Origin of the sequence: Phenylobacterium sp. (genome assembly GCF_036563285.1) — a bacterium.
Taxonomy (GTDB): Bacteria; Pseudomonadota; Alphaproteobacteria; order Caulobacterales; family Caulobacteraceae; genus Phenylobacterium.
This window is the reverse complement of record NZ_DATCMR010000002.1, coordinates 357,444-376,315: the sequence shown is the minus strand read 5'-3', so window position 1 is coordinate 376,315 and position 18,872 is coordinate 357,444. Positions and strand designations below refer to the sequence as shown.

Sequence of the window (18,872 nt, the reverse complement as noted above, 5' to 3'; positions counted from 1 at the left end):
CTCCTTGTCGTAGTAGAGCTCCTCGCGGGTCTCGACGGCGAACTCCAGGTTCGGGCCTTCCACGATGGCGTCCACCGGGCAGGCCTCCTGGCACAGGCCGCAGTAGATGCACTTGACCATGTCGATGTCGTAGCGGGTCGTGCGGCGGCTGCCGTCGGCGCGCGGCTCGGCCTCGATGGTGATCGCCTGGGCCGGGCACACCGCCTCGCAGAGCTTGCAGGCGATGCAGCGCTCTTCCCCGTTGGGGTAACGGCGCAGGGCGTGCTCGCCGCGGAACCTCGGGCTCTGCGGGTTGCGCTCGTGCGGGTACTGCACGGTCGCCTTGGGCTTCAGCATGTACTTCATGGCTAGGCCGAAGGCGCCGGCGAAGTCCGCCAGCATCGCGCCCTTCATCGCCTGACCGATGCGGTTCAGCATGTCACTTCCTCTCGCAGGCGAAGCTGTCGATGCGCGCTGCGTTGCTTTCTGGTTTCTGCTTCAGGACGCCGCCCTTGGCGGCGCATTCGCGCTGGGCCTGGGCCAGCGCGTCATAGGTCGCGTAGCCGAGGTCGCGGCCGCCCACACAGGCGCCGAGCGCGATCGCCGCGATGGCCAGGAGCGCCCTCATGCCATGGCCGCCGGCTTCAGCACGAACAGCGCCCAGGCGGAGACCGCGAAGATCGCGATCAGGGAGAACGGCAGGAAGACCTTCCAGCCCAGCCGCATCAGCTGGTCGTAGCGGTAGCGGGGCACGATCGCCTTGGCCATGGCGACCAGGAAGAAGAAGAAGACGACCTTCAGGAAGAACCACATGAAGCTGAAGAAGCTGAACAGCGTGGGGTCCCAGCTCTCCGCGAAGTCGGTGGGGAACGGCGCCGTCCAGCCCCCGAAGAAGAGGATGGTGGTCATGGCGCAGATCAGCACGATGTTGGCGTACTCGCCGATCTGGAAAAGCAGGTAGGGCGTGGACGAGTACTCGACGGCGTAGCCCGCCACGAGCTCGGACTCGGCTTCTGGCAGGTCGAAGGGCGGGCGGTTGGTCTCGGCCAGCCCGGAGATGAAGAAGATCACCGACAGCGGCAGCATGAAGATGAGCAGCGGCAGCTTCTCGAAGCCCCCGGGCCCGCCGAACACGTACCAGTTCCAGAAGCCTCCGGACTGGCTGGCCACGATCTCCTGCAGGTTCATGGTGCCGGCGAGCACGATGACGGCGACGATGATGAAGCCGATGGAGACCTCGTAGGAGACCATCTGCGCGGCGGAGCGGAGCGATCCCAGGAACGGGTACTTCGAGTTGGACGCCCAGCCGCCCATGATGATGCCGTAGACGCCGAGCGAGCTGATGGCGAACAGGTAGAGGATCCCGACGTTGATGTCGGAGACCACCCAGCCAGGCGCCAGCGGGATCACCGCCCAGGCGCCAAAGCCCAGTGTGAAGGCGATCAGCGGCGCCAGCAGGAAGACCGCCTTGTCGGCGCCGGAGGGGACGACGATCTCCTTCAGCACGAACTTCAGGAAGTCGGCGAAGGACTGCAGCAGGCCGAAGGGGCCCACCACGTTGGGGCCTTTGCGCATCTGCACGCCCGCCCAGATCTTGCGGTCGGCCAGCAGCAGGAAGGCCAGCGACAGCAGGATCCAGATCATCACGGCCAGGATTTGGCCGACGGTGATCAAGGTCCAGCCGCCCGGCGTGGCCCAGAAGTTGGTGCTCGCCATGCCCTACTCCGCCGCGATCTTCGTGGCGCCCGAGGCCAGGGCCGCGCACTCGGCCATCGTCACGCTGGCGCGCGCGATGGCGTTAGTGAGGTAGAAGCTCTTGATCGGGCTGGCGAACGGCTCCTCGCCGAGGTCGCCCCCGGCGCCGAGCGCGCCCAGGTCGAGGCCCGCGGCGCCCGCCAGGCCCTCGACATAGTCGATGCGGCCGAAGGTGGGATGGTCGGCGAAGAGCTTCGCGCGGAGCTGGTCCAGGCTGTCGTAGGGCAGGGTCTGGCCGAGCCGTTCGGACAGAGCCCGCAGGATCGCCCAGTCCTCGCGCGCCTCGCCCTTCGGGAAGACGGCGCGGACGCCGAGTTGCACGCGCCCCTCGGTGTTGACGTAGATGCCGTTCTTCTCGGTGTAGGCCGCGCCGGGCAGGATCACGTCGGCGCGGTGCGCGCCGGCGTCGCCGTGCGTGCCCATGTAGACGACAAAGGCCTTGGTGGCGCTGAGCGGGATCTCGTCGGCGCCCATAAGGAAGAGGACGTCGGCCCCGCCCTTGGCGACCAGCTCGCGCGCGCTGCGGCCGCCCGCCTTCGGCGTGAAGCCGAGGTCGAGGCCTCCCACCCGGCTGGCGGCCGTGTGGAGGACGTTCCAGCTCATGCCGAACGCCTTGGCGACGGCGGCCGCCGCCTTCAGGACCGCGGCGCCATCGGCGCGGGTGAGCGCGCCGGCTCCCACCACGATGGCGGGGGCCTTGGCCTCCTTCAGCGCCTTCATGAAGTCGTTGCGCTGACGCGACAGGCCGGTGAGCGAGGAGGCCCCTGCGCCCAGGTACTCGTACGGATAGGTCAGGTCGGCCTGCTCGCCGATGACGCCCACCTTCAGCGCCCCGTTCAGCCAGCGCTTGCGCAGGCGGGCATTCAGCACCGGCGCCTCGAGGCGCGGGTTGGAGCCCACCAACAGGACCACGTCGGCCTCTTCGATGCCGGCGATGGTCGAGTTGAACAGCCAGCTGGCGCGGGGCCCGTCGCCCAGCGCCATGCCGTCCTGGCGGCAGTCGAGGCTAGTGACGCCCATCCCGCCGAAAAGGTCGAGCGCGGCCTTCATGGACTCCGCGTCCTGCAGGTCGCCGGCGATGACGCCAATGCGGTCCGGCTTCGCGCCCCGCAGCGTGGCGGCCACCGTGTCGAGCGCCTCGTTCCAGGTGGCGGCGCGCAGCTTGCCGCCTTCGCGGATGTAGGGCCGGTCCAGCCGCTGGCGCGACAGGCCGTCGACCGCGTAGCGGGTCTTGTCGGAGATCCACTCCTCGTTGATGTCCTCGTTGACCCGCGGCAGCACGCGCAGCACCGCCGGCCCGCGGCTGTCGACGCGGATCGCGGCGCCCAGGGCGTCCATGACATCGACGGTCTCGGTCTTCTTCAGCTCCCATGGGCGGTAGTTGAAGGCCCACGGCTTGTGGGTGAGCGCGCCGACCGGGCACAGGTCGATGACGTTGGCGCTCAGTTCGGAGGCCACCGCCTTGTCGAGATAGGTCGTGATTTCAACGTCTTCGCCGCGAGAGATGAGACCAATCTCCGGCACGCCGGCCACCTCGGTGATGAACCGCACGCAGCGGGTGCACTGGATGCAGCGCGTCATCACCGTCTTGATGAGCGGCCCCATGTACTTTTCTTCGACGGCCCGCTTATTCTCCGCATAGCGGCTGTCGTCGCGGCCGTAACCGATGGCTTGGTCCTGCAGGTCGCACTCGCCGCCCTGGTCGCAGATCGGGCAGTCCAGCGGATGGTTGATGAGCAGGAACTCCATCACCCCGTGGCGCGCCTTCTTCACCATCGGCGTGTCGGTGAAGATCTCCTGGCCTTCCGCGGCCGGCAGGGCGCAGGAGGCCTGCGGCTTTGGCGGGCCGGGCTTCACCTCGACCAGGCACATCCGGCAGTTGCCGGCGATGCTCAGGCGCTCGTGGTAGCAGAAGCGGGGGATCTCCTTGCCGGCGAGCTCGCAGACCTGGAGCACGTTCATCCCCGGTTCGAACTCGACCTCGACCCCGTCGACCTTGGCGATAGGCATGCCGGTTACTCCGCCGCGATCGAGGCGCCGGGGTACGACCCGCGGTTCGCCCGGTAGGCGTTGATGCGTTCCTCCACCTCGTGGCGGAAGTGACGGAAGAGGCCCTGGATCGGCCAGGCGGCCGCGTCCCCGAGCCCGCAGATGGTGTGGCCCTCGACCTGGGACGCCACGTCCAGCAGCAGGTCGATCTCGGACATCTCCGCCTCGCCGGTGACCATCCGCTCCATGACCCGCCACATCCAGCCGGTGCCTTCGCGGCACGGCGTGCACTGGCCGCAGCTCTCGTGCTTGTAGAAGTAGCTGGCCCGCGCGATGGCCTTCACCAGGTCGGCGTCCTTGTCGAACACGATCATGGTGCCGGTGCCCAAGCCAGACCCGCGCGCCTGCAGGTCTTCGTAGGTCATCACGGCGACCTCGGCCTCCTCGGCCGGGATCATGCGCACGCTGATGCCGCCCGGGATCACCGCCTTCAGGTTGCCCCAGCCGCCGCGCACGCCGCCCATGTGCTCCTCGATGAGCTGGCGGATCGGGATTCCCACGGCGTCCTCGACCACGCAGGGCTTGTTGAGGTGCCCCGAGCCGGCGAACAGCTTGGTGCCGGTGGACTTCTCTGTGCCGAAGCCCGCGAACCACTCCGCGCCTCGGCGCAGGATGGTGCCGACGACGGCGATGGTCTCGACGTTGTTGACGGTGGTGGGGCAGCCGTAGATGCCGGCGCCGGCCGGGAACGGAGGCTTCAGGCGGGGCTGGCCCTTCTTGCCCTCGAAACTCTCCATCAGGGCGGTCTCGTCGCCGCAGATGTAGGCGCCGCCGCCGTGGGTGACGCGCACGTCCACGTCCCAGCCGTGGATGTTGCCGGGCCCGATCAGCTTGGCGTCATAGGCCTGCTTGATGGCCGCCAGCAGCCGCTCGCGCTCGAAGACGTACTCACCGCGGATGTAGATGTAGGCGGTGTGCGCCCGCATGGCCTTGCAGGCGATCACGCAGCCTTCGATCAGCAGGTGCGGATCGTTGCGCAGGATCTCGCGGTCCTTGCACGCGCCCGGCTCGGACTCGTCGGCGTTGACCAGCAGGAAATGCGGCCGCTCGCTCTCCTGCTTGGGCATGAAGGTCCACTTCAGGCCGGTGGCGAAGCCCGCCCCGCCCCGACCGCGCAGGCCCGAGGCCTTGATCTGGTCGCAGATCCACTCGGGCGTCTGGGCGACGATGTCGACGGTCCCGTTCCACGCGCCGCGGCGGCGCGCGCCCTCGAGGCCCCAGTCGTGGACCCCGTAGAGGTTCAGGAAGATGCGGTCCTTGTCAGCGAGCAAGCCGGGCACGGCGGTCTATTCTCCCTTGCCCATGCGGCCGATGCCGCGGACGAACCAGAGTTGGACGGCGAAGGCCGCGGCGACGAATCCGAAGAAGGCCCACAGCGCCCATCCGACGCCGTATACGAAGTGCGCGACCGCGAAGCCGACCGCGATCAGCATCAGCACGAGATCGAGCGCCAGCATCACGTAGAGGCGCTGCCGGGCCTGGTTGAGGTCGAGGGTCACGCCGGCTCCTTCTTCCTGCCCTTCGGCGGCAGGTTCGGGATCTTCACCGGCTTGCCGAGCGAGCCGTCGTAGAGCTTCGGATCGGTGAGCGTCAGCGGCCCGCCTTCCGGCGCCGAGCCCTGGCGGCCACGCAGCGAGCCCGGCTTCGGCTTCTTGCCCGCGGCGAAGTCGTCGAGCAGCTTCTCGAAGCTCTCGGCGTCGAGGTCCTCGTAGTAGTAATCGTTAATGGCGGCCATGGGCGCGTTCGAGCAGGCGCCCAGGCATTCCACTTCCTGCCAGTAGAACTTGCCGTCAGCCGTCCGGTGGTCCCGCGAGCCGAACTTGCGTTGGCAGACCGCGATCAGCTCGCCCGCGCCGCGCACCTGGCACGGCGTCGTGCCGCAGACCTGCACCAGCGCGTGCGTGCCGACCGGCTCCAGCATGAACATGGTGTAGAAGGTGGCGATCTCGAGCACCCGGATGACCGGCATGCCCAACAGCTCGGCGACGGCGCGGATGGCTGGCTCGGAAACCCAGCCTTCCTGCTTCTGCACCAGCCACAGGATGGCGATCACCGCCGATTGCTGCCGGCCCGGCGGGAAGTTGGCCATCCAGCGCTTGGCTTCCTTGAGCGTCGCGGGGGCGAACTCGAAGGAGGCCGGCTGGTTTGCGGAAAGGCGGCGGACGCTCAAGCTCTCCTCACTTCACGAAATCGACGCGGACGATCAGGCCGTCCGCGATGGTGTAGATGGCGGCCACGTCGAAGCTCTCGCCGCCGGCCGTGCGGGTCACCCGCTCGTGGTCGATCACCCGGTTCCCGATGACGACGCGGCCGACCAGCTCGGCGCGGTTGGTCGGGTTCTGGGCGAAGATCCCGGCGTACTTGGCGCGGAACTCCTCGCGGCCGCGCATGGTGACGGGGCCGTTCAGCTCGGCCACCACCACGTCGGGCGCATAGAAGGCGCAGAAGGCGTCGAGGTCTTGGACGTTGTAGGCGTCCAGCTGACCCTGGGCGACGTGCGCCGGCCTGAGAAGCTCGGCCACGCTCACCGGTCGATCTCCCCGAACACGATGTCGAGCGAGCCCAGGATGGCGGAGACGTCGGCCAGCATGTGGCCGCGGTTCATCCAGTCCATGGCCTGGAGGTGCGGATAGCCCGGCGCGCGGATCTTCAGGCGATACGGCTTGTTGGTGCCGTCGCTCACCAGGTAGACGCCGAACTCGCCCTTCGGCGCCTCGACGCAGGCGTAGATCTCGCCCGGCGGCGTGCGATAGCCCTCGGTGTATAGCTTGAAGTGGTGGATGAGGGCCTCCATCGACCGCTTCATCTCGCCCCGCCGGGGCGGCGACACCTTGTTGTCCTCGGAGAGCACCGGGCCGGGCGACTTCATCAGCCGCTCGCAGCACTGCTTCATGATCTTGGTGGACTCCCGCATCTCCTGCATGCGGCAGAGGTAGCGGTCGTAGCAGTCGCCGTTGACGCCGAGCGGAATGTCGAACTCCAGCTCGTTGTAGACGGCGTAGGGCTGGCTGCGGCGCAGGTCCCAGGCGATGCCGGAGCCGCGCACCATGACGCCGGAGAAACCCCAGGCCAGCGCCTCCTCCGCCGTCACCTTGCCGATGTCGACGTTGCGCTGCTTGAAGATGCGGTTGTCGGTGATCAGGCCCTCGATGTCGTCGAGCACCTTCGGGAAATGGTCGCACCAGTCGGAGATGTCGCGCACCAGCGCTTCCGGCAGGTCCTGCCGCACGCCGCCGACGCGGTAGTAGTTGGCGTGCAGGCGGGCGCCCGAGGCGCGCTCGTAGAACACCATCAGCTTCTCGCGCTCTTCGAAGCCCCACAGCGGCGGGGTGAGCGCGCCCACGTCCATCGCCTGGGTGGTGACGTTGAGCAGGTGGTTCAGGATGCGGCCGATCTCGTCGTAGAGCGTGCGGATCAGCAGGCCGCGATACGGGACCTCGACGCCGATCAGCTTCTCGATGGCCAGGCAGTAGGCGTGCTCCTGGTTCATCGGCGCCACATAGTCCAGCCGGTCCATGTAGGGGATCGTCTGGGCGTAGGGCCGCGCCTCGATCAACTTCTCGGTGCCGCGGTGCAGCAGGCCGATGTGCGGGTCGACCCGTTCGACAACCTCGCCGTCCAGCTCCAGCACCAGGCGCAGCACGCCGTGGGCCGCCGGGTGCTGGGGGCCGAAGTTGATGTTGAACTTCCGCACCGGGGTCTCGGGCGTGTGGCCGACCTCGGTATGGGTCTCCACGGCAGGCGTGTTCTGGCCGGTCATGCGCGGGCCTCCGAGCGGGCCTTCAGCGCCAGCCAGGCCATGCCGGCGAGGCCCGCGGCCAGGCCTGCGGCCGCGATCACGTAGTCGGGGGTGCGGAAGGCGCCGGCGACGACCGCACGCGCCAGCGGCAAGCCCACGAGCGCGGCCGGGCCGATCCAGATCGCGGAGAACCGGCGGCCCTCGCGCCTGGCGAACTCGACGCGGGCGACGGAGGCGAACCCGGCCGCCACGGCCAGCACCGCCAGCAGCACGGCGAAGCCCACCGTCTTGAGCTGGGCGGCGTCGATCCCGGCTTCGGCGGACATCAGGCTGCTGGCCAGGCCGATCAGGAAGATCACGCCGGCGTTGAAGGCCAGGTAGCCGGGGAGCTGTTTCAGCTGCTCGGAGGGCGACATCACTTGGTCTCCCTTTCGCCCAGCGCCTTCTCGTCGCCGGGGATCGGGGCGTAGCCCTTCTCAATGCCTTCCCAGGGGGAGAGGAAGTCCCAGTTGCGCCACTCGACGGCCTTCACGGGCTCGTAGACCACCCGCTTCAGCTCCTCGTCGTAGCGGACCTCCACGTAGCCGGTCATCGGGAAGTCCTTCCGCAGCGGATGGCCGTGGAAGCCGTAGTCGGTGAGGATGCGGCGCAGGTCCGGGTGGCCCTCGAAGAAGATGCCGTACATGTCGAACGCTTCGCGCTCGTACCAGTCGGCGTTCGGGAACACGTCCACGACCGACGGCACGGGCATGTCCTCGTCGGTCTCGACCTTCAGCCGGACGCGCCGGTTCTTGGTCATGGAGAGCAGGTGGTAGACCACGTCGAAGCGCCGCTCGCGCTCCGGGTAGTCTACGCCGCAGAGGTCGATCAGCTGGTGGAAGCCGTGCTGGTCGCGCAGGATCGTCAGCGCTTCCACGATGCGCGGCATCTGGGCGGTGAGCGTGAGGTCGCCGTAGGCCACTACGGAGGAGGTGAACGCCCCTGCCCCATTGGCCACGATCTCGCGGCCAAGCGCCTCGAGCTCGGGATAGGTCGCGGGCCAGCTCATCGCACGATGGTCCCGGTCCGGCGGATCTTCTTCTGCAGCTGCAGCACGCCGTAGACAAGCGCCTCGGCGGTCGGCGGGCAGCCGGGGACGTAGACGTCCACCGGCACGATCCGGTCGCAGCCGCGCACGGTCGAATAGCTGAAGTAGTAGTAGCCGCCGCCGTTGGCGCAGCTCCCCATCGAGATCACGTAGCGGGGCTCCGGCATCTGGTCGTAGACCTTGCGCAGAGCCGGAGCCATCTTGTTCACCAGGGTGCCGGCCACGATCATCACGTCCGACTGGCGCGGGCTGGCGCGCGGCGCGAAACCGTAGCGCTCCAGGTCGTAGCGCGGCATTGACGCCTGCATCATCTCGACCGCGCAGCAGGCCAGGCCGAAGGTCATCCACATGAGCGAGCCCGTGCGCGCCCAGGTGATCAGGTCGTCGGCCGCGGCGGTGACGAAGCCCTTGTCGGCCAGCTGCTGCGAGACGCCGTCGAAGAACGGGTCGTGCTTGTGGGGGTCGTAGCCCTGGACCGTGGTGCGGCCGGCTTCCCCGGCGGGAACGATCACTCCCATTCCAGGGCCCCCTTCTTCCACTCGTAGATGAACCCGACGGTCAGGACGCCCAGGAAGGTCATCATCGACCAGAAGGCGAACTGGGCGGTCTCCGGCGGGAGCTTCATCAGCGTCACCGCCCAGGGGAACAGGAAGGCCACTTCCAGGTCGAAGATGATGAACAGGATGGAGACCAGGTAGAAGCGCACGTCGAACTTCATGCGGGCGTCGTCGAAGGCGTTGAAGCCGCACTCGTACGAGCTGAGCTTCTCCGGATCCGGCGCCTTGGGCGCGAAGACGGCGGCCGCCAGCAGGAAGGCGATACCCAGCCCCGCCGCGATCCCCAGGAAGATCACGATGGGGAGGTACTGCAATAGGAACGCGTTCATTGAGTCCTCGGGGAGTCGGGCGCCCTTCTAGACCAGCCCCGCGGGCGATTCAAACGGGGCTTTCGCGCCTGCGGAAACCTCACATTGTTCGGTCTTTTCAGGCCCTCAAAAGAGGGGCCGGGATGCGACCGAGCGGGCGTGGCCGCACTCTTCCGTTGACACGATTCCGTCTCGACCCTATCTCACCCGCCTTCGCAAGGCTCCTGGCCCCACGCGGATGTAGCTCAGTTGGTTAGAGCGCCGGCCTGTCACGCCGGAGGTCGCGGGTTCAAGTCCCGTCATTCGCGCCACTTGCCCCCCTAAAATCCCCAGCTTCAGGCGGCGTGCTCCGGCTCGCGCTGCAGGACGAAGTCGTCCGGGTTCGGGGCCAAGGTCGCGCGCCAGTAGTCGATCAGGCCAAACGGCCAGTTCTGGCTGACCCGGCCGAGCTCGTTCTTGTACCAACTGGAGACGTGCGGCGAGCCCCAGGCCCAGCCCTGGTTGGCCTCGTCCACCCGGCGGTTGAAGTCGTCGTAGACCTCCCGCTTCGGCTCCATGGCGCGCGCGCCGGTTTCCGCCAGCAGCTTCAGACTGCCCACGATGTAGCGGACCGCGCATTCCGAGAAGAAGATGATCGAGCCGTTGACGACGATGTTGGTGTTCGGCCCGTAGATGGTGAAAAGGTTGGGGAATCCGGGGTGGGTGATCCCCAGGTAGGCGCGCGCGTCGCCGGCCCAGCTCTCGTGCAGGTCGCGCCCGCCCCGGCCTTTCACCTTCAGGGTCGACAGGAAATTGGAGGCGGTGAAGCCGGTGCCGTAGATCAGCACGTCCACCTGGTGCTCGGTCCCATCGGCGGTGACGACGCCTTTGGGCGTGATCCTCTCGATACGCTCGGTGACCAGTTGCACGTTGGGACGCTTGAGCGCCGCCAGCCAGACGCCGTTGTCCAGCACCGCCCGCTTGCCGCCGACCGGGTACTGCGGAACCACGTGGGGCAGCAGGTCCGGCCGGTCGGCCACCTGGGCCGCCAGCGCCGCGGCCGCCATCTCGCGCAACTGGGCGTTGGCCTCGCCCACAGCCGTCGTCGGCCCCTGCCAGTCCGGATCGGACTTAACCATCGGCAGGAAGCCCTCGGTGGTCATCCAGAAGAGCCAGAAGCGGTACCATTTGTCGTAGTAGGGCACGTGCTCCAGCAGCCACTTGAAGCCCTCCGGCACGTCTTCGTGGTAGTGGGGCACCGGCAGGCCCCAGGGCGGGGTGCGCTGGAAAACCTTCAGGTGCGCCACCTTCGGCGCGATCTCCGGCACAAACTGGTAGGCTGAGGCCCCCGTGCCGATCACGGCCACCCGCTTGCCGGCAAGATCCACGTCGTGGCGCCACTCGGCGGAGTGGAAGGCGGGGCCGGCAAACGTGCCGAAGCCTTCGATGTGCGGGTATCGCGGCCGGTTGAGCTGGCCCACCGCGGTGATGACGGCAGTGGCCTCCACCGTCTCGCGGCGCCCGTCCACCCCCTTCAGCTCCACTCGCCAGACCGCGCGCCCCTCGTCCCAGGCCAGGCTTTCGACCCAGGTCTCGAAGCGGATGTGCTTCCGCAGACCGTACTTCTCGGCCACGCCTTGGAAGTACTTCAGCAGCTCCGGCTGGGGCGAGAAGTGCTGCGGCCAGGCGTGGTTCGGCTCGAAGGAGTAGCTGTACATGTGGTTGGAGTTGTCCACCCGGCAGCCCGGGTAGGTGTTCTCGAACCAGGTCCCGCCGACGTCGGGGTTCTTGTCGACGATCTCGAACGGGACGCCTGCCTGCGACAGCCGGATGCCGGTGAGCAGGCCCGACATGCCAGCGCCGATCACCAGCACCTTCAGGCTGCGGGCGGATTCTCTGAGCTTGGGCTGGTCGAACTGCGGGTCCTTGGTGGACTTTCCCGAGATCGCCAGTTCGTCGATCAGGAAGTCGGCGTAACCCTCGGGGATGGGGGCTCCGGCCACGAAGTCCATCATCCGGCGCAGGGTGGCGAGGTCGGGGTTAGGCAGCTTCGGCGTCGGGTCGGCGAGGTAGGCCTCGATCGCCGCCCTCGCCGCGTCTCGGATCTTCGCCTGTTCCTCGGAGGAGATGCCGGGGTCGTTGCGGGCCAGCGGCGTGTAGGTCGGCGTCCATTCCGGCTTCAGCCAGCCGGCGTCGCCGGTGACGTGGACCAGAGCCGCCACCAGTGCAGGCAGGTGCGCCGTCTGCAGCGCCTCGTCGAGCTGGGTGCGCGGCTCAGCCATGGTCGGTTTCCACCCTGGATTATCGTTGATCAGCACCATGACTCCGCGCGGGGGTGAGCGGAAGCCTGACCCGGCGTGACCTCTACCGGCCCTGGGCCCTGCGGATGCGCGCGAAGACTTCCGGCGGCAGGGCCATGCCCGAAGCGGCGAGGTTCTCCCTCAGGTGCGCCATGCGCGTGGCGCCAAAGACGGCGCAGGACACCGCCGGGTTGCCCAGCACATAGGCCAGCGCGGCCTGCGAGCCGGTGATCCCCGGCTGGCGGTGCAGGAAGGAGAACCGCGTGCCCTGCAGCACCTCTCGCCGATGCCGCAGCAGGCCGCGTGCGGCGTACCAGATATCCTGCGGATCGCGCAGCTTCGCCACCTGCAGGCCGGTGTGGCCCATGGCCAGCGGCATCCCGGCCAGCACCCCCTTCCCCGCCGCGGCGGCTCGGGCGATCAGCGGCTCGCGTTCGGGGCGCAGCACATTGTAGTCCACCATCACCACGTCGAAGGCGGGAAGGCTGATGGCCTGCTCGATCACCGCCGGGTCGAAGCTGTTCAGCCCGACGGCGCGGACCAGCCCCCTGGCCTTGAGCCCTTCCAGGGCGTCCAAAAGCTCGTCGGTGAGCTCCTCCCTCGCCGGGCCGTGGAGCTGCAGCAGCGGCAGGACCTCGAGGCCGAGGTTCTTCAGCGATCGCTCCGCGCTGGCGGTCACAGCGGCCGGAGAGAAGTCCCGCGCGATGCGGCCGCCGCCGGCGTGGTAGGTGCCCGCCTTGGTGGCGATCACCAGCTCCGAGACGTCCCGCCCCTTCAGCGCCCGCCCGAGGCGGGGCTCGGCCTCGCCCGCCGAATAGCTGGCCCCGGTGTCGAACACGGTCACGCCCGCGTCGATGGCCGCGTGAACCAGGGCCAGCGCCTCGGCCTCTGCGAAGGCCGGCTTTCCCCACCAGCTGGCGCAGCCGAAGCCGATTTCCGAGACGGTTAAGCCCGTGCGGCCGAGCGGGCGGTAGAGCATCGGCCGCTCAGGGCGCCTTCACCGCATCGGCCGTCGCCACGTCTTCCTCGCTCGGCGTGTCCTCCTCGCCGGTGAAGATCCGTCCGAACAGCGCCTTGATGACCAGGATGGCGATGCAAGCGCCGCCGACGAGCACGGCGTGCATCAACCAGAAGGCCGTCCCCGTCATGGTCTCCAGCCGGGCCCCCAGCACATTGCCGACCAGCAGGTTGCCGGCGAAAAGGTGCAGGTAGTAGATGCCCACCACCGTGCCGGCGATCGCCCGCGGCGACGAACGGGCATAGAGCGCCAGACCCACTGGCAGGACGTTGGCGAAGCCAATGTCGTTCAGCAGGTGGAACAGGAACAGCCAGCCGAAGGCCACCTTGGTCCCAGTCGCCTCGGCGATGGCCGCACCCGCCACCAACGCCAGCACCCCGGCCGCCCCGAAGGCGCAGCCGATGGCGATCTTGCCGAGCTCGTCCGGCTCCTTGAACTTGGTCTTCCACCAGCGCCAGAACACCACCATGCCCGCCAGGCAGGCGACCGAGACGATGGAGTCCACCGACACCATCCAGGTGGTCAGGATGGGCATGCCGAACAGGCGCAGGTCGGCGCTGCGCTCCACCCAGACCAGGTAGGCGTTAAAGATCTCCTGGTTGCCGACGATCGAGGCGGTCAGGACCGGCAGCATGACGATCAGCAGGGCGAGCTTCTTCCAGTCGCGGCCCGTCATCGGCGGACGGGCGGCCTTGTCCGCGGCGCGCTGGTTGGCGCCAAGCGGCGGGTCCGGCGGCAGGTGCTTGCGCCCCGCCAGGTAGATGGCGATCGAGACCAGCATGCCGAGGCCGGCGGCCCCGAAGCCGTAGTGCCAGCCCACCTTCTCGCCGAGCGTGCCGACGATCAGCGGGGTGACGATGACGCCGGCGTTGATCGCCAGGTAGAAGATCTGGAAGGCGTCGGCGCGGCGGTTGTCGGTCTCCGGATAGAGATGCCCCACCTGGGTGGCGATGTTGCCCTTGAAGCAGCCCGAACCCAGCATCAGGCAGAGCAGCGCAATCAGGAACGAGACGTCGAAGGCCATGAGGAAATGGCCGAGCGCCATCAGGAGCGCGCCTGTGACGATGGTGCGGGTGCGGCCCAGCAGCCGGTCAGCGATGAAGCCGCCGAGGATCGGCGTCAGATAGACGAGGCCCGCGTACCAGCCGAAGATCGCAGACGCGATCTGCTGGTTGCTCTTCAGGCCCACGGGATCCAGCAGGGCCTTCAGCCAGGTGAAGCCGGCCACGTTCTCCACGTGACCCGGCAGCAGCAGCTGGTGGATCATGTAGAGCACCAGCAGCGTCTGCATGCCGTAGTAGGAGAACCGCTCCCACGCCTCGGTGAAGGCCAGGTACCCCAAGGCCTTCGGATGGCCGAGGAATGCCGTGTCGTTTCGGTCGGCCGTCGTTGCGGCTGCGGTCATGGTTTTCCTCCCCAAGCGGCCGAGCTTAGGCACGAATTTGCGTGTGAGTGGAAGAGCCTGGCAATTCCGGCCTACCGCAGGCGCTTCGCCTCTCGCTCAACCACCCTGGCCACGGCCCTCCAGGCCGGCGTCGTCGGGATCACCGGGTCGAAATGGGCGGCGTCGGCGAGGATCACCACCTCGGCCGCATCGCCTGCCTTGCGCGCCCGGTCCGCGAAGGCCAGTCCCGTGTAGGGCGGCATGACTGGATCGAAGACGCCGTGGACCATCACGATCCGGGCGCCTGTCGGCAGCAGGGCTGCGGGCGAGGTGTCGGCGTAGGCCGCCTTGCGGTCCTTGAACCCGATGAGTTGCGGCAGGGTCTCCTGCCCGCACGGCCGACCGAACACGTCGCCCTGCCCCTCCAGGTCGCCGATGCCGGCGAGGCTGATCGCGGCGCGCAGGCGCACGGGAGCCTCACGGTAGAGCGGGCTGGTCTGCGGCAGCTTCCCGCGCGCCGCCGCCCACAGCGCCAGGTGTCCGCCCGCGGAATGGCCGAGCGCGACCACCCGTGTCGCATCGAGATCGTAGCGCGCAGCGTCGGCGGCGATCCGGTCGATCGCCGCGGCGACGTCCTCGAACGTCCCAGGATAGCCGGCGCCCGGCTCCGGCAGACGGCGGTACTCCACGTTCCACACCGCCATGCCGCGGCGCGCCAGGTCGGCAGCGATCCCGCTGGTCTGAGGGAGGCCCTCGAACTGTTTCAGGAAGCAGCCGCCGTGCAGCAGCACCACGACCGGGTGCGGCCCCCTCCCCTTCGGCAGGAACAGTTCGACGACCTGCGACGGCGCCTGGCCATAGGCGATCCGCGCCGATGGCTGGACGCGCGCCTGCTCCATGTAAGCCTTCAGCGGCGCGGGCTCGGCGTGCGCTGCGCCGGCCAGGACGAGAACGGCGATCGGGATCGCGAGACGCATGGCACCCTCGGCGAAGAGTGGTGGGCGGCGAGGGGTTCGAACCCCCGACCCCCTCGGTGTAAACGAGGTGCTCTAACCAGCTGAGCTAGCCGCCCGCGCCGCCTCCTCTAGCGGACGAAGGCCGCCACGAGAACCCACAGGCCGATCAGGGCGAAGATCACGGCGGCCACGGTCCGCACCACCTTGAGCGGCACGACCTTCGTCGCCGCCTCGCCCAGGAACACCGCCGGGATGTTGGCGGCCATCATTCCGAGCGTCGTGCCGAGGGTGACCAGCACGATGTCCTGAAACCGCGCCGCGAGCAGCGAGGTGGCGATCTGGGTCTTGTCGCCGATCTCCACCAGGAAGAAGGCGACAAGGGTCGTCAGGAACACTCCGCCGAACGGCCGCTTCAGCGCGTCCTCGTCCTCCTTGTCGGGGATGAGGGCCCAGCCCGCCATGGCGATGAAGGCGAGCCCCACCACGGCCTGGAAGACCGGGCCGGTCAGCCACCTGGCCGCCAGGAACCCCAGGCCCGCGGCGGCGGCGTGGTTGAGCACGGTGGCAGCCAGGATCCCGGCGATGATCGGCCACGGCCGGCGGAACTTCGCGGCGAGCACGATGGCGAGGAGCTGGGTCTTGTCGCCGATCTCGGCGATGGCCACCACGGCGGTGGAGATAAGCAACGGGTCCAAGGCGCCCGCGTCTACCGCGCGCGGGCCCTGGCCCACAAACGAAAAAGGCGGTCCCCGCAACGGACCGCCTCTTCATCGACCGGACGCGTGAAGCGTCAGGCGTTCAGCGTGCTCTTCAGGCTCTCGCCCACCTTGAAGCGGCAGGTCCGCGTCGCCGCGGTGCGGACCTTCTCGCCGGTGCGGGGATTGCGGGCCGTTCCCGCCGCTCGCTTCACGGGCACGAAGCTGCCGAACCCCACGAGCCGCACCTCGTCGCCCGCCTTCAGAGAGGTGGACACCGAGGCGATGAAGGCGTCCAGCGCCTCCTTGGCCTGAGCCTTGTTGAGCCCGGCCTTGTCGGCGATCGCGGACACGAGTTCGGCCTTGGTCATGAGCGTCTTCTCCCACCTTCCTTGTTGTCGTTGGCGTGCGAACCGGCGCACGGCCGCGCCCCCCTTCGCCCGTGGTTGAGATTAAGGACGCAACGCGGCTTGGCCGTCAAACGAGAGCGGCGCGGAATCTCTTCCGCGCCGCCCCTTTGTCACAACATTTGATCAGACGCTGCGGTCAGTGGGTGACGACACCCAGGTCCACGTCGGCGTCGTCCGCCGGCTTGGTCGGCGGATGGTCGGCCTCGTTCCACTCGATCGGCGTCGGCTGACGCGTCAGCGCGTGGGAGAGCACCTGGTCCATGGTGGAGACCGGGATGATCTCGAGGCCGGCCTTCACCGTCTCCGGCACGTCGGCGAGGTCCTTCTCGTTCTCCTCCGGGATCAGCACCGTCTTCACGCCCGAACGGAGCGCGGAGAGCAGCTTCTCCTTCAGGCCGCCGATGGCGGTGACCCGGCCGCGCAGGGTGACCTCGCCGGTCATGGCGATGTCGGCGCGGATCGGGATGCCGGTCAGCACCGAGACGATCGCCGTGGCCATCGCGGCGCCGGCCGAGGGGCCGTCCTTCGGGGTCGCCCCGTCCGGCACGTGGATGTGCACGTCGGTGCGCTCGAAGATCGGCGGCTCGATGCCGAAGCGGGTGGCCCGGGAACGGACGTAGGAGTTCGCCGCGGCGATGGACTCCTTCATCACGTCCTTCAGGTTGCCGGTGATCGACATGCGGCCCTTGCCGGGCATCTTCACGGCTTCGATGGTCAGGATGTCCCCGCCGAACTCGGTGTAGGCGAGCCCGGTGATGATACCGACCTGGTCCTCCGCGTCCGTCTCGCCGTAGCGGTACTTCTTGACGCCCGCGTACTTGCCCAGCCGCTCCTCGTCGACGGTGATCGACAGGACACTCTCGCGGGTCAGGTCGCGGACCGTCTTGCGGGCCAGGTTACCCAGCTCGCGCTCCAGGTTCCGGACGCCGGCTTCGCGGGTGTAGTAGCGGATCAGGCCGCGGATCGCCTCTTCCGGAACGATAAACTCTTCCGGCTTCAGCCCGTGGTCCTTGGTCAGCTTCGGCAGGATGTGCCGCTTGGCGATCTCGACCTTCTCGTCCTCGGTGTAGCCGGGGATGCGGATGATCTCCATGCGGTCCAGCAGGGGCTGGGGCATGTTGAGCGAGTTGGCCGTGGTGACGAACATCACCGGCGACAGGTCGTAATCCACTTCAAGGTAGTGGTCGGCGAAGGTGGAGTTCTGCGCCGGGTCCAGCACCTCGAGCAGCGCCGACGACGGGTCGCCGCGCCAGTCCGAGCCCATCTTGTCGATCTCGTCGAGCAGGAAGAACGCGTTGGTGGACTTCGCCTTCTTCATCGACTGGATGATCTTGCCGGGCATGGAGCCGATGTAGGTCCGCCGGTGGCCGCGGATCTCGGCCTCGTCGCGCACGCCGCCCAGGGAGACCCGGACGAACTCGCGGCCCGTGGCCTTGGAGATCGACTTGCCGAGCGAGGTCTTGCCCACGCCGGGCGGGCCGACGAGGCACAGGATCGGGCCCTTGAGGGTGCCCACGCGGCTCTGCACCGCCAGGTACTCCAGGATCCGCTCCTTGACCTTCTCGAGGCCGTAGTGGTCCTCGTTGAGGATCTCCTCGGCCTTCTGCAGGTCGATGGGCTTCTGCTTGGCCTTGCCCCACGGGATCGACAGCAGCCAGTCGAGGTAGTTGCGCACGACCGTGCTCTCGGCCGACATCGGGCTCATGTTGCGCAGCTTCTTCAGCTCCGCCTCGGCCTTGGTGCGCGCTTCCTTGGAGAGCTTGGTCTTCTTGATGCGCTTCTCGAGCTCGATCAGCTCGTCGCGGTGGTCGTCCTGTTCGCCCAGCTCGCGCTGGATCGCCTTCATCTGCTCGTTCAGGTAGTACTCGCGCTGCGTCTTCTCCATCTGACGCTTCACGCGGTTCCTGATCTTCTTCTCCGTCTGCATGACGGAGATCTCGCCCTCCATGAGGGCGTAGACCTTCTCCAGGCGCTTCACGACGTTGAAGACCTCGAGCAGCTGCTGCTTCTCGCTGATCTTCACGGAGAGGTGCGAGGCAATGCGGTCGGCCAGCTCGCCGGGGTTCTCGATCTGCGGGATCGCCGCGAGCGCCTCAGGCGGGACCTTCTTGTTCAGTTTGACGTAGTTCTCGAACTGCTCGACGACCGCGCGGCTCAGGGCCTCGGCCTCGGGGGAGCCGACGCCGTCTTCCGCCACATAGGCGATCTCGGCCTCGTAGTACTCGGCCTGGTCGGTGAACCGGGTGATGCCGGCCCGCGCGCGGCCCTCGACCAGCACCTTCACGGTGCCGTCGGGCAGCTTCAGCAACTGCAGGACGGTCGCGACGACGCCGACGTCGTAGATGGCGCCCGGCGCGGGGTCGTCGTCGTCCTTGTCCTTCTGGGTGGCGAGCAGGATCTGCTTGCCGTCGTTGCGCATGGCCTCCTCGAGGGCGCGCACCGACTTCTCACGGCCCACGAACAGCGGCACCGGCTGGTGCGGGAAGACCACGATGTCCCGCAGCGGCAGAATGGGAAGGATCTTGATCTCGGACATGATGCTTGAACTCCTGGCCGACCGGTTTGGTCTCCGGTCAAGCCTTCCGGGTCGTGGTCACTCAGACGATGCGCCTGAGTCGGACGTCCCGTCCGCCGTGCTGGGCGGGTTGCTTATGGT

20 protein-coding genes and 2 tRNA genes are annotated in these 18,872 nt (G+C 68.1%); 1 reads left to right on the top strand and 21 read right to left on the bottom strand.

The genetic code is table 11. From position 1 onward, the window contains the following. The 13 genes from nuoI to VIL76_RS02025 form a co-directional block, all read right to left on the bottom strand. Window positions 1-417, bottom strand: a 417-nt coding sequence (gene nuoI, locus VIL76_RS02085; RefSeq protein ID WP_332043319.1) for an NADH-quinone oxidoreductase subunit NuoI, incomplete at its 3' end; no start/stop codon positions are given. Window position 418: 1 nt separating this feature from the next. Continuing rightward, window positions 419-607: a hypothetical protein gene (locus tag VIL76_RS02080; RefSeq protein WP_332043318.1), complete on the bottom strand. Its 189-nt coding sequence runs from the start codon at window positions 605-607 to the stop codon at window positions 419-421. After that, on the bottom strand, window positions 604-1,695 hold the full coding sequence (gene nuoH, locus VIL76_RS02075; RefSeq protein ID WP_332043317.1) for an NADH-quinone oxidoreductase subunit NuoH: 1,092 nt from the start codon (window positions 1,693-1,695) through the stop codon (window positions 604-606). Before nuoH ends, VIL76_RS02080 begins: the two co-directional genes overlap by 4 nt. Window positions 1,696-1,698: 3 nt before the next feature. Then, complete coding sequence (gene nuoG / locus VIL76_RS02070) at window positions 1,699-3,744, bottom strand: NADH-quinone oxidoreductase subunit NuoG (protein ID WP_332043316.1); 2,046 nt, start codon at window positions 3,742-3,744, stop codon at window positions 1,699-1,701. Between the two features lie 5 nt (window positions 3,745-3,749). Further along, window positions 3,750-5,063: an NADH-quinone oxidoreductase subunit NuoF gene (nuoF, locus tag VIL76_RS02065; protein ID WP_332043315.1), complete on the bottom strand. Its 1,314-nt coding sequence runs from the start codon at window positions 5,061-5,063 to the stop codon at window positions 3,750-3,752. 6 nt (window positions 5,064-5,069) lie between these two features. Continuing rightward, window positions 5,070-5,282: a hypothetical protein gene (locus tag VIL76_RS02060; protein WP_332043314.1), complete on the bottom strand. Its 213-nt coding sequence runs from the start codon at window positions 5,280-5,282 to the stop codon at window positions 5,070-5,072. Beyond that, on the bottom strand, window positions 5,279-5,953 hold the full coding sequence (gene nuoE, locus VIL76_RS02055; RefSeq protein WP_332043313.1) for an NADH-quinone oxidoreductase subunit NuoE: 675 nt from the start codon (window positions 5,951-5,953) through the stop codon (window positions 5,279-5,281). The genes VIL76_RS02060 and nuoE overlap by 4 nt, the downstream gene beginning before the upstream one ends. Window positions 5,954-5,960: 7 nt before the next feature. Continuing rightward, complete coding sequence (locus tag VIL76_RS02050) at window positions 5,961-6,311, bottom strand: nuclear transport factor 2 family protein (protein ID WP_332043312.1); 351 nt, start codon at window positions 6,309-6,311, stop codon at window positions 5,961-5,963. Beyond that, window positions 6,308-7,543, bottom strand: a complete 1,236-nt coding sequence (locus VIL76_RS02045) for an NADH-quinone oxidoreductase subunit D (RefSeq protein ID WP_332043311.1) — start codon at window positions 7,541-7,543, stop codon at window positions 6,308-6,310. Before VIL76_RS02045 ends, VIL76_RS02050 begins: the two co-directional genes overlap by 4 nt. After that, a complete protein-coding gene (locus tag VIL76_RS02040) occupies window positions 7,540-7,938 on the bottom strand; it encodes a hypothetical protein (RefSeq protein WP_332043310.1) in 399 nt (132 codons plus the stop codon). Before VIL76_RS02040 ends, VIL76_RS02045 begins: the two co-directional genes overlap by 4 nt. Then, a complete protein-coding gene (locus VIL76_RS02035; RefSeq protein WP_332043309.1) occupies window positions 7,938-8,570 on the bottom strand; it encodes an NADH-quinone oxidoreductase subunit C in 633 nt (210 codons plus the stop codon). Before VIL76_RS02035 ends, VIL76_RS02040 begins: the two co-directional genes overlap by 1 nt. Continuing rightward, the gene (locus VIL76_RS02030; protein WP_332043308.1) at window positions 8,567-9,148 is read right to left on the bottom strand and encodes an NADH-quinone oxidoreductase subunit B family protein; all 582 of its coding nucleotides are present in this window, start codon (window positions 9,146-9,148) and stop codon (window positions 8,567-8,569) included. Before VIL76_RS02030 ends, VIL76_RS02035 begins: the two co-directional genes overlap by 4 nt. After that, the gene (locus VIL76_RS02025) at window positions 9,118-9,495 is read right to left on the bottom strand and encodes an NADH-quinone oxidoreductase subunit A (protein WP_332043307.1); all 378 of its coding nucleotides are present in this window, start codon (window positions 9,493-9,495) and stop codon (window positions 9,118-9,120) included. Before VIL76_RS02025 ends, VIL76_RS02030 begins: the two co-directional genes overlap by 31 nt. A gap of 213 nt (window positions 9,496-9,708) precedes the next feature. Between VIL76_RS02025 and VIL76_RS02020 the strand changes: the two genes are divergently transcribed. Continuing rightward, window positions 9,709-9,785: transfer RNA gene (locus VIL76_RS02020), tRNA-Asp, on the top strand. A gap of 24 nt (window positions 9,786-9,809) precedes the next feature. Here the strand turns inward: VIL76_RS02020 and VIL76_RS02015 are convergent. The 8 genes from VIL76_RS02015 to lon form a co-directional block, all read right to left on the bottom strand. Then, window positions 9,810-11,735 (bottom strand): NAD(P)/FAD-dependent oxidoreductase, encoded by a 1,926-nt coding sequence (locus tag VIL76_RS02015; protein WP_332043306.1) that lies wholly within the window; start codon window positions 11,733-11,735, stop codon window positions 9,810-9,812. Between the two features lie 82 nt (window positions 11,736-11,817). After that, a complete protein-coding gene (locus VIL76_RS02010) occupies window positions 11,818-12,732 on the bottom strand; it encodes an aldo/keto reductase (protein WP_332043305.1) in 915 nt (304 codons plus the stop codon). 7 nt (window positions 12,733-12,739) lie between these two features. Further along, complete coding sequence (locus VIL76_RS02005; RefSeq protein ID WP_332043304.1) at window positions 12,740-14,176, bottom strand: peptide MFS transporter; 1,437 nt, start codon at window positions 14,174-14,176, stop codon at window positions 12,740-12,742. Between the two features lie 71 nt (window positions 14,177-14,247). After that, on the bottom strand, window positions 14,248-15,132 hold the full coding sequence (locus tag VIL76_RS02000) for an alpha/beta hydrolase (RefSeq protein WP_332043303.1): 885 nt from the start codon (window positions 15,130-15,132) through the stop codon (window positions 14,248-14,250). An 18-nt stretch (window positions 15,133-15,150) separates the two neighbouring features. Continuing rightward, window positions 15,151-15,227: transfer RNA gene (locus VIL76_RS01995), tRNA-Val, on the bottom strand. A gap of 12 nt (window positions 15,228-15,239) precedes the next feature. Beyond that, window positions 15,240-15,806 (bottom strand): TMEM165/GDT1 family protein, encoded by a 567-nt coding sequence (locus tag VIL76_RS01990; RefSeq protein WP_332043302.1) that lies wholly within the window; start codon window positions 15,804-15,806, stop codon window positions 15,240-15,242. Window positions 15,807-15,901: 95 nt separating this feature from the next. Further along, on the bottom strand, window positions 15,902-16,177 hold the full coding sequence (locus VIL76_RS01985; RefSeq protein ID WP_332043301.1) for an HU family DNA-binding protein: 276 nt from the start codon (window positions 16,175-16,177) through the stop codon (window positions 15,902-15,904). Between the two features lie 175 nt (window positions 16,178-16,352). Then, a complete protein-coding gene (gene lon, locus VIL76_RS01980; protein ID WP_332043300.1) occupies window positions 16,353-18,752 on the bottom strand; it encodes an endopeptidase La in 2,400 nt (799 codons plus the stop codon). Window positions 18,753-18,872: the final 120 nt, after the last annotated feature.

Bases quoted from the DNA above. Each gene is read 5' to 3' on its own strand.
- VIL76_RS02045 (WP_332043311.1), bottom strand. From the start codon at position 7,543: ATGACCGGCCAGAACACGCCTGCCGTGGAGACCCATACCGAGGTCGGC.
- VIL76_RS02025 (WP_332043307.1), bottom strand. From the start codon at position 9,495: ATGAACGCGTTCCTATTGCAGTACCTCCCCATCGTGATCTTCCTGGGG.
- nuoH (WP_332043317.1), bottom strand. From the start codon at position 1,695: ATGGCGAGCACCAACTTCTGGGCCACGCCGGGCGGCTGGACCTTGATC.
- VIL76_RS01985 (WP_332043301.1), bottom strand. From the start codon at position 16,177: ATGACCAAGGCCGAACTCGTGTCCGCGATCGCCGACAAGGCCGGGCTC.
- VIL76_RS02015 (WP_332043306.1), bottom strand. From the start codon at position 11,735: ATGGCTGAGCCGCGCACCCAGCTCGACGAGGCGCTGCAGACGGCGCAC.
- nuoG (WP_332043316.1), bottom strand. From the start codon at position 3,744: ATGCCTATCGCCAAGGTCGACGGGGTCGAGGTCGAGTTCGAACCGGGG.
- VIL76_RS02080 (WP_332043318.1), bottom strand. From the start codon at position 607: ATGAGGGCGCTCCTGGCCATCGCGGCGATCGCGCTCGGCGCCTGTGTG.
- VIL76_RS02010 (WP_332043305.1), bottom strand. From the start codon at position 12,732: ATGCTCTACCGCCCGCTCGGCCGCACGGGCTTAACCGTCTCGGAAATC.
- VIL76_RS02040 (WP_332043310.1), bottom strand. From the start codon at position 7,938: ATGTCGCCCTCCGAGCAGCTGAAACAGCTCCCCGGCTACCTGGCCTTC.
- VIL76_RS02005 (WP_332043304.1), bottom strand. From the start codon at position 14,176: ATGACCGCAGCCGCAACGACGGCCGACCGAAACGACACGGCATTCCTC.
- VIL76_RS02000 (WP_332043303.1), bottom strand. From the start codon at position 15,132: ATGCGTCTCGCGATCCCGATCGCCGTTCTCGTCCTGGCCGGCGCAGCG.
- lon (WP_332043300.1), bottom strand. From the start codon at position 18,752: ATGTCCGAGATCAAGATCCTTCCCATTCTGCCGCTGCGGGACATCGTG.
- VIL76_RS02035 (WP_332043309.1), bottom strand. From the start codon at position 8,570: ATGAGCTGGCCCGCGACCTATCCCGAGCTCGAGGCGCTTGGCCGCGAG.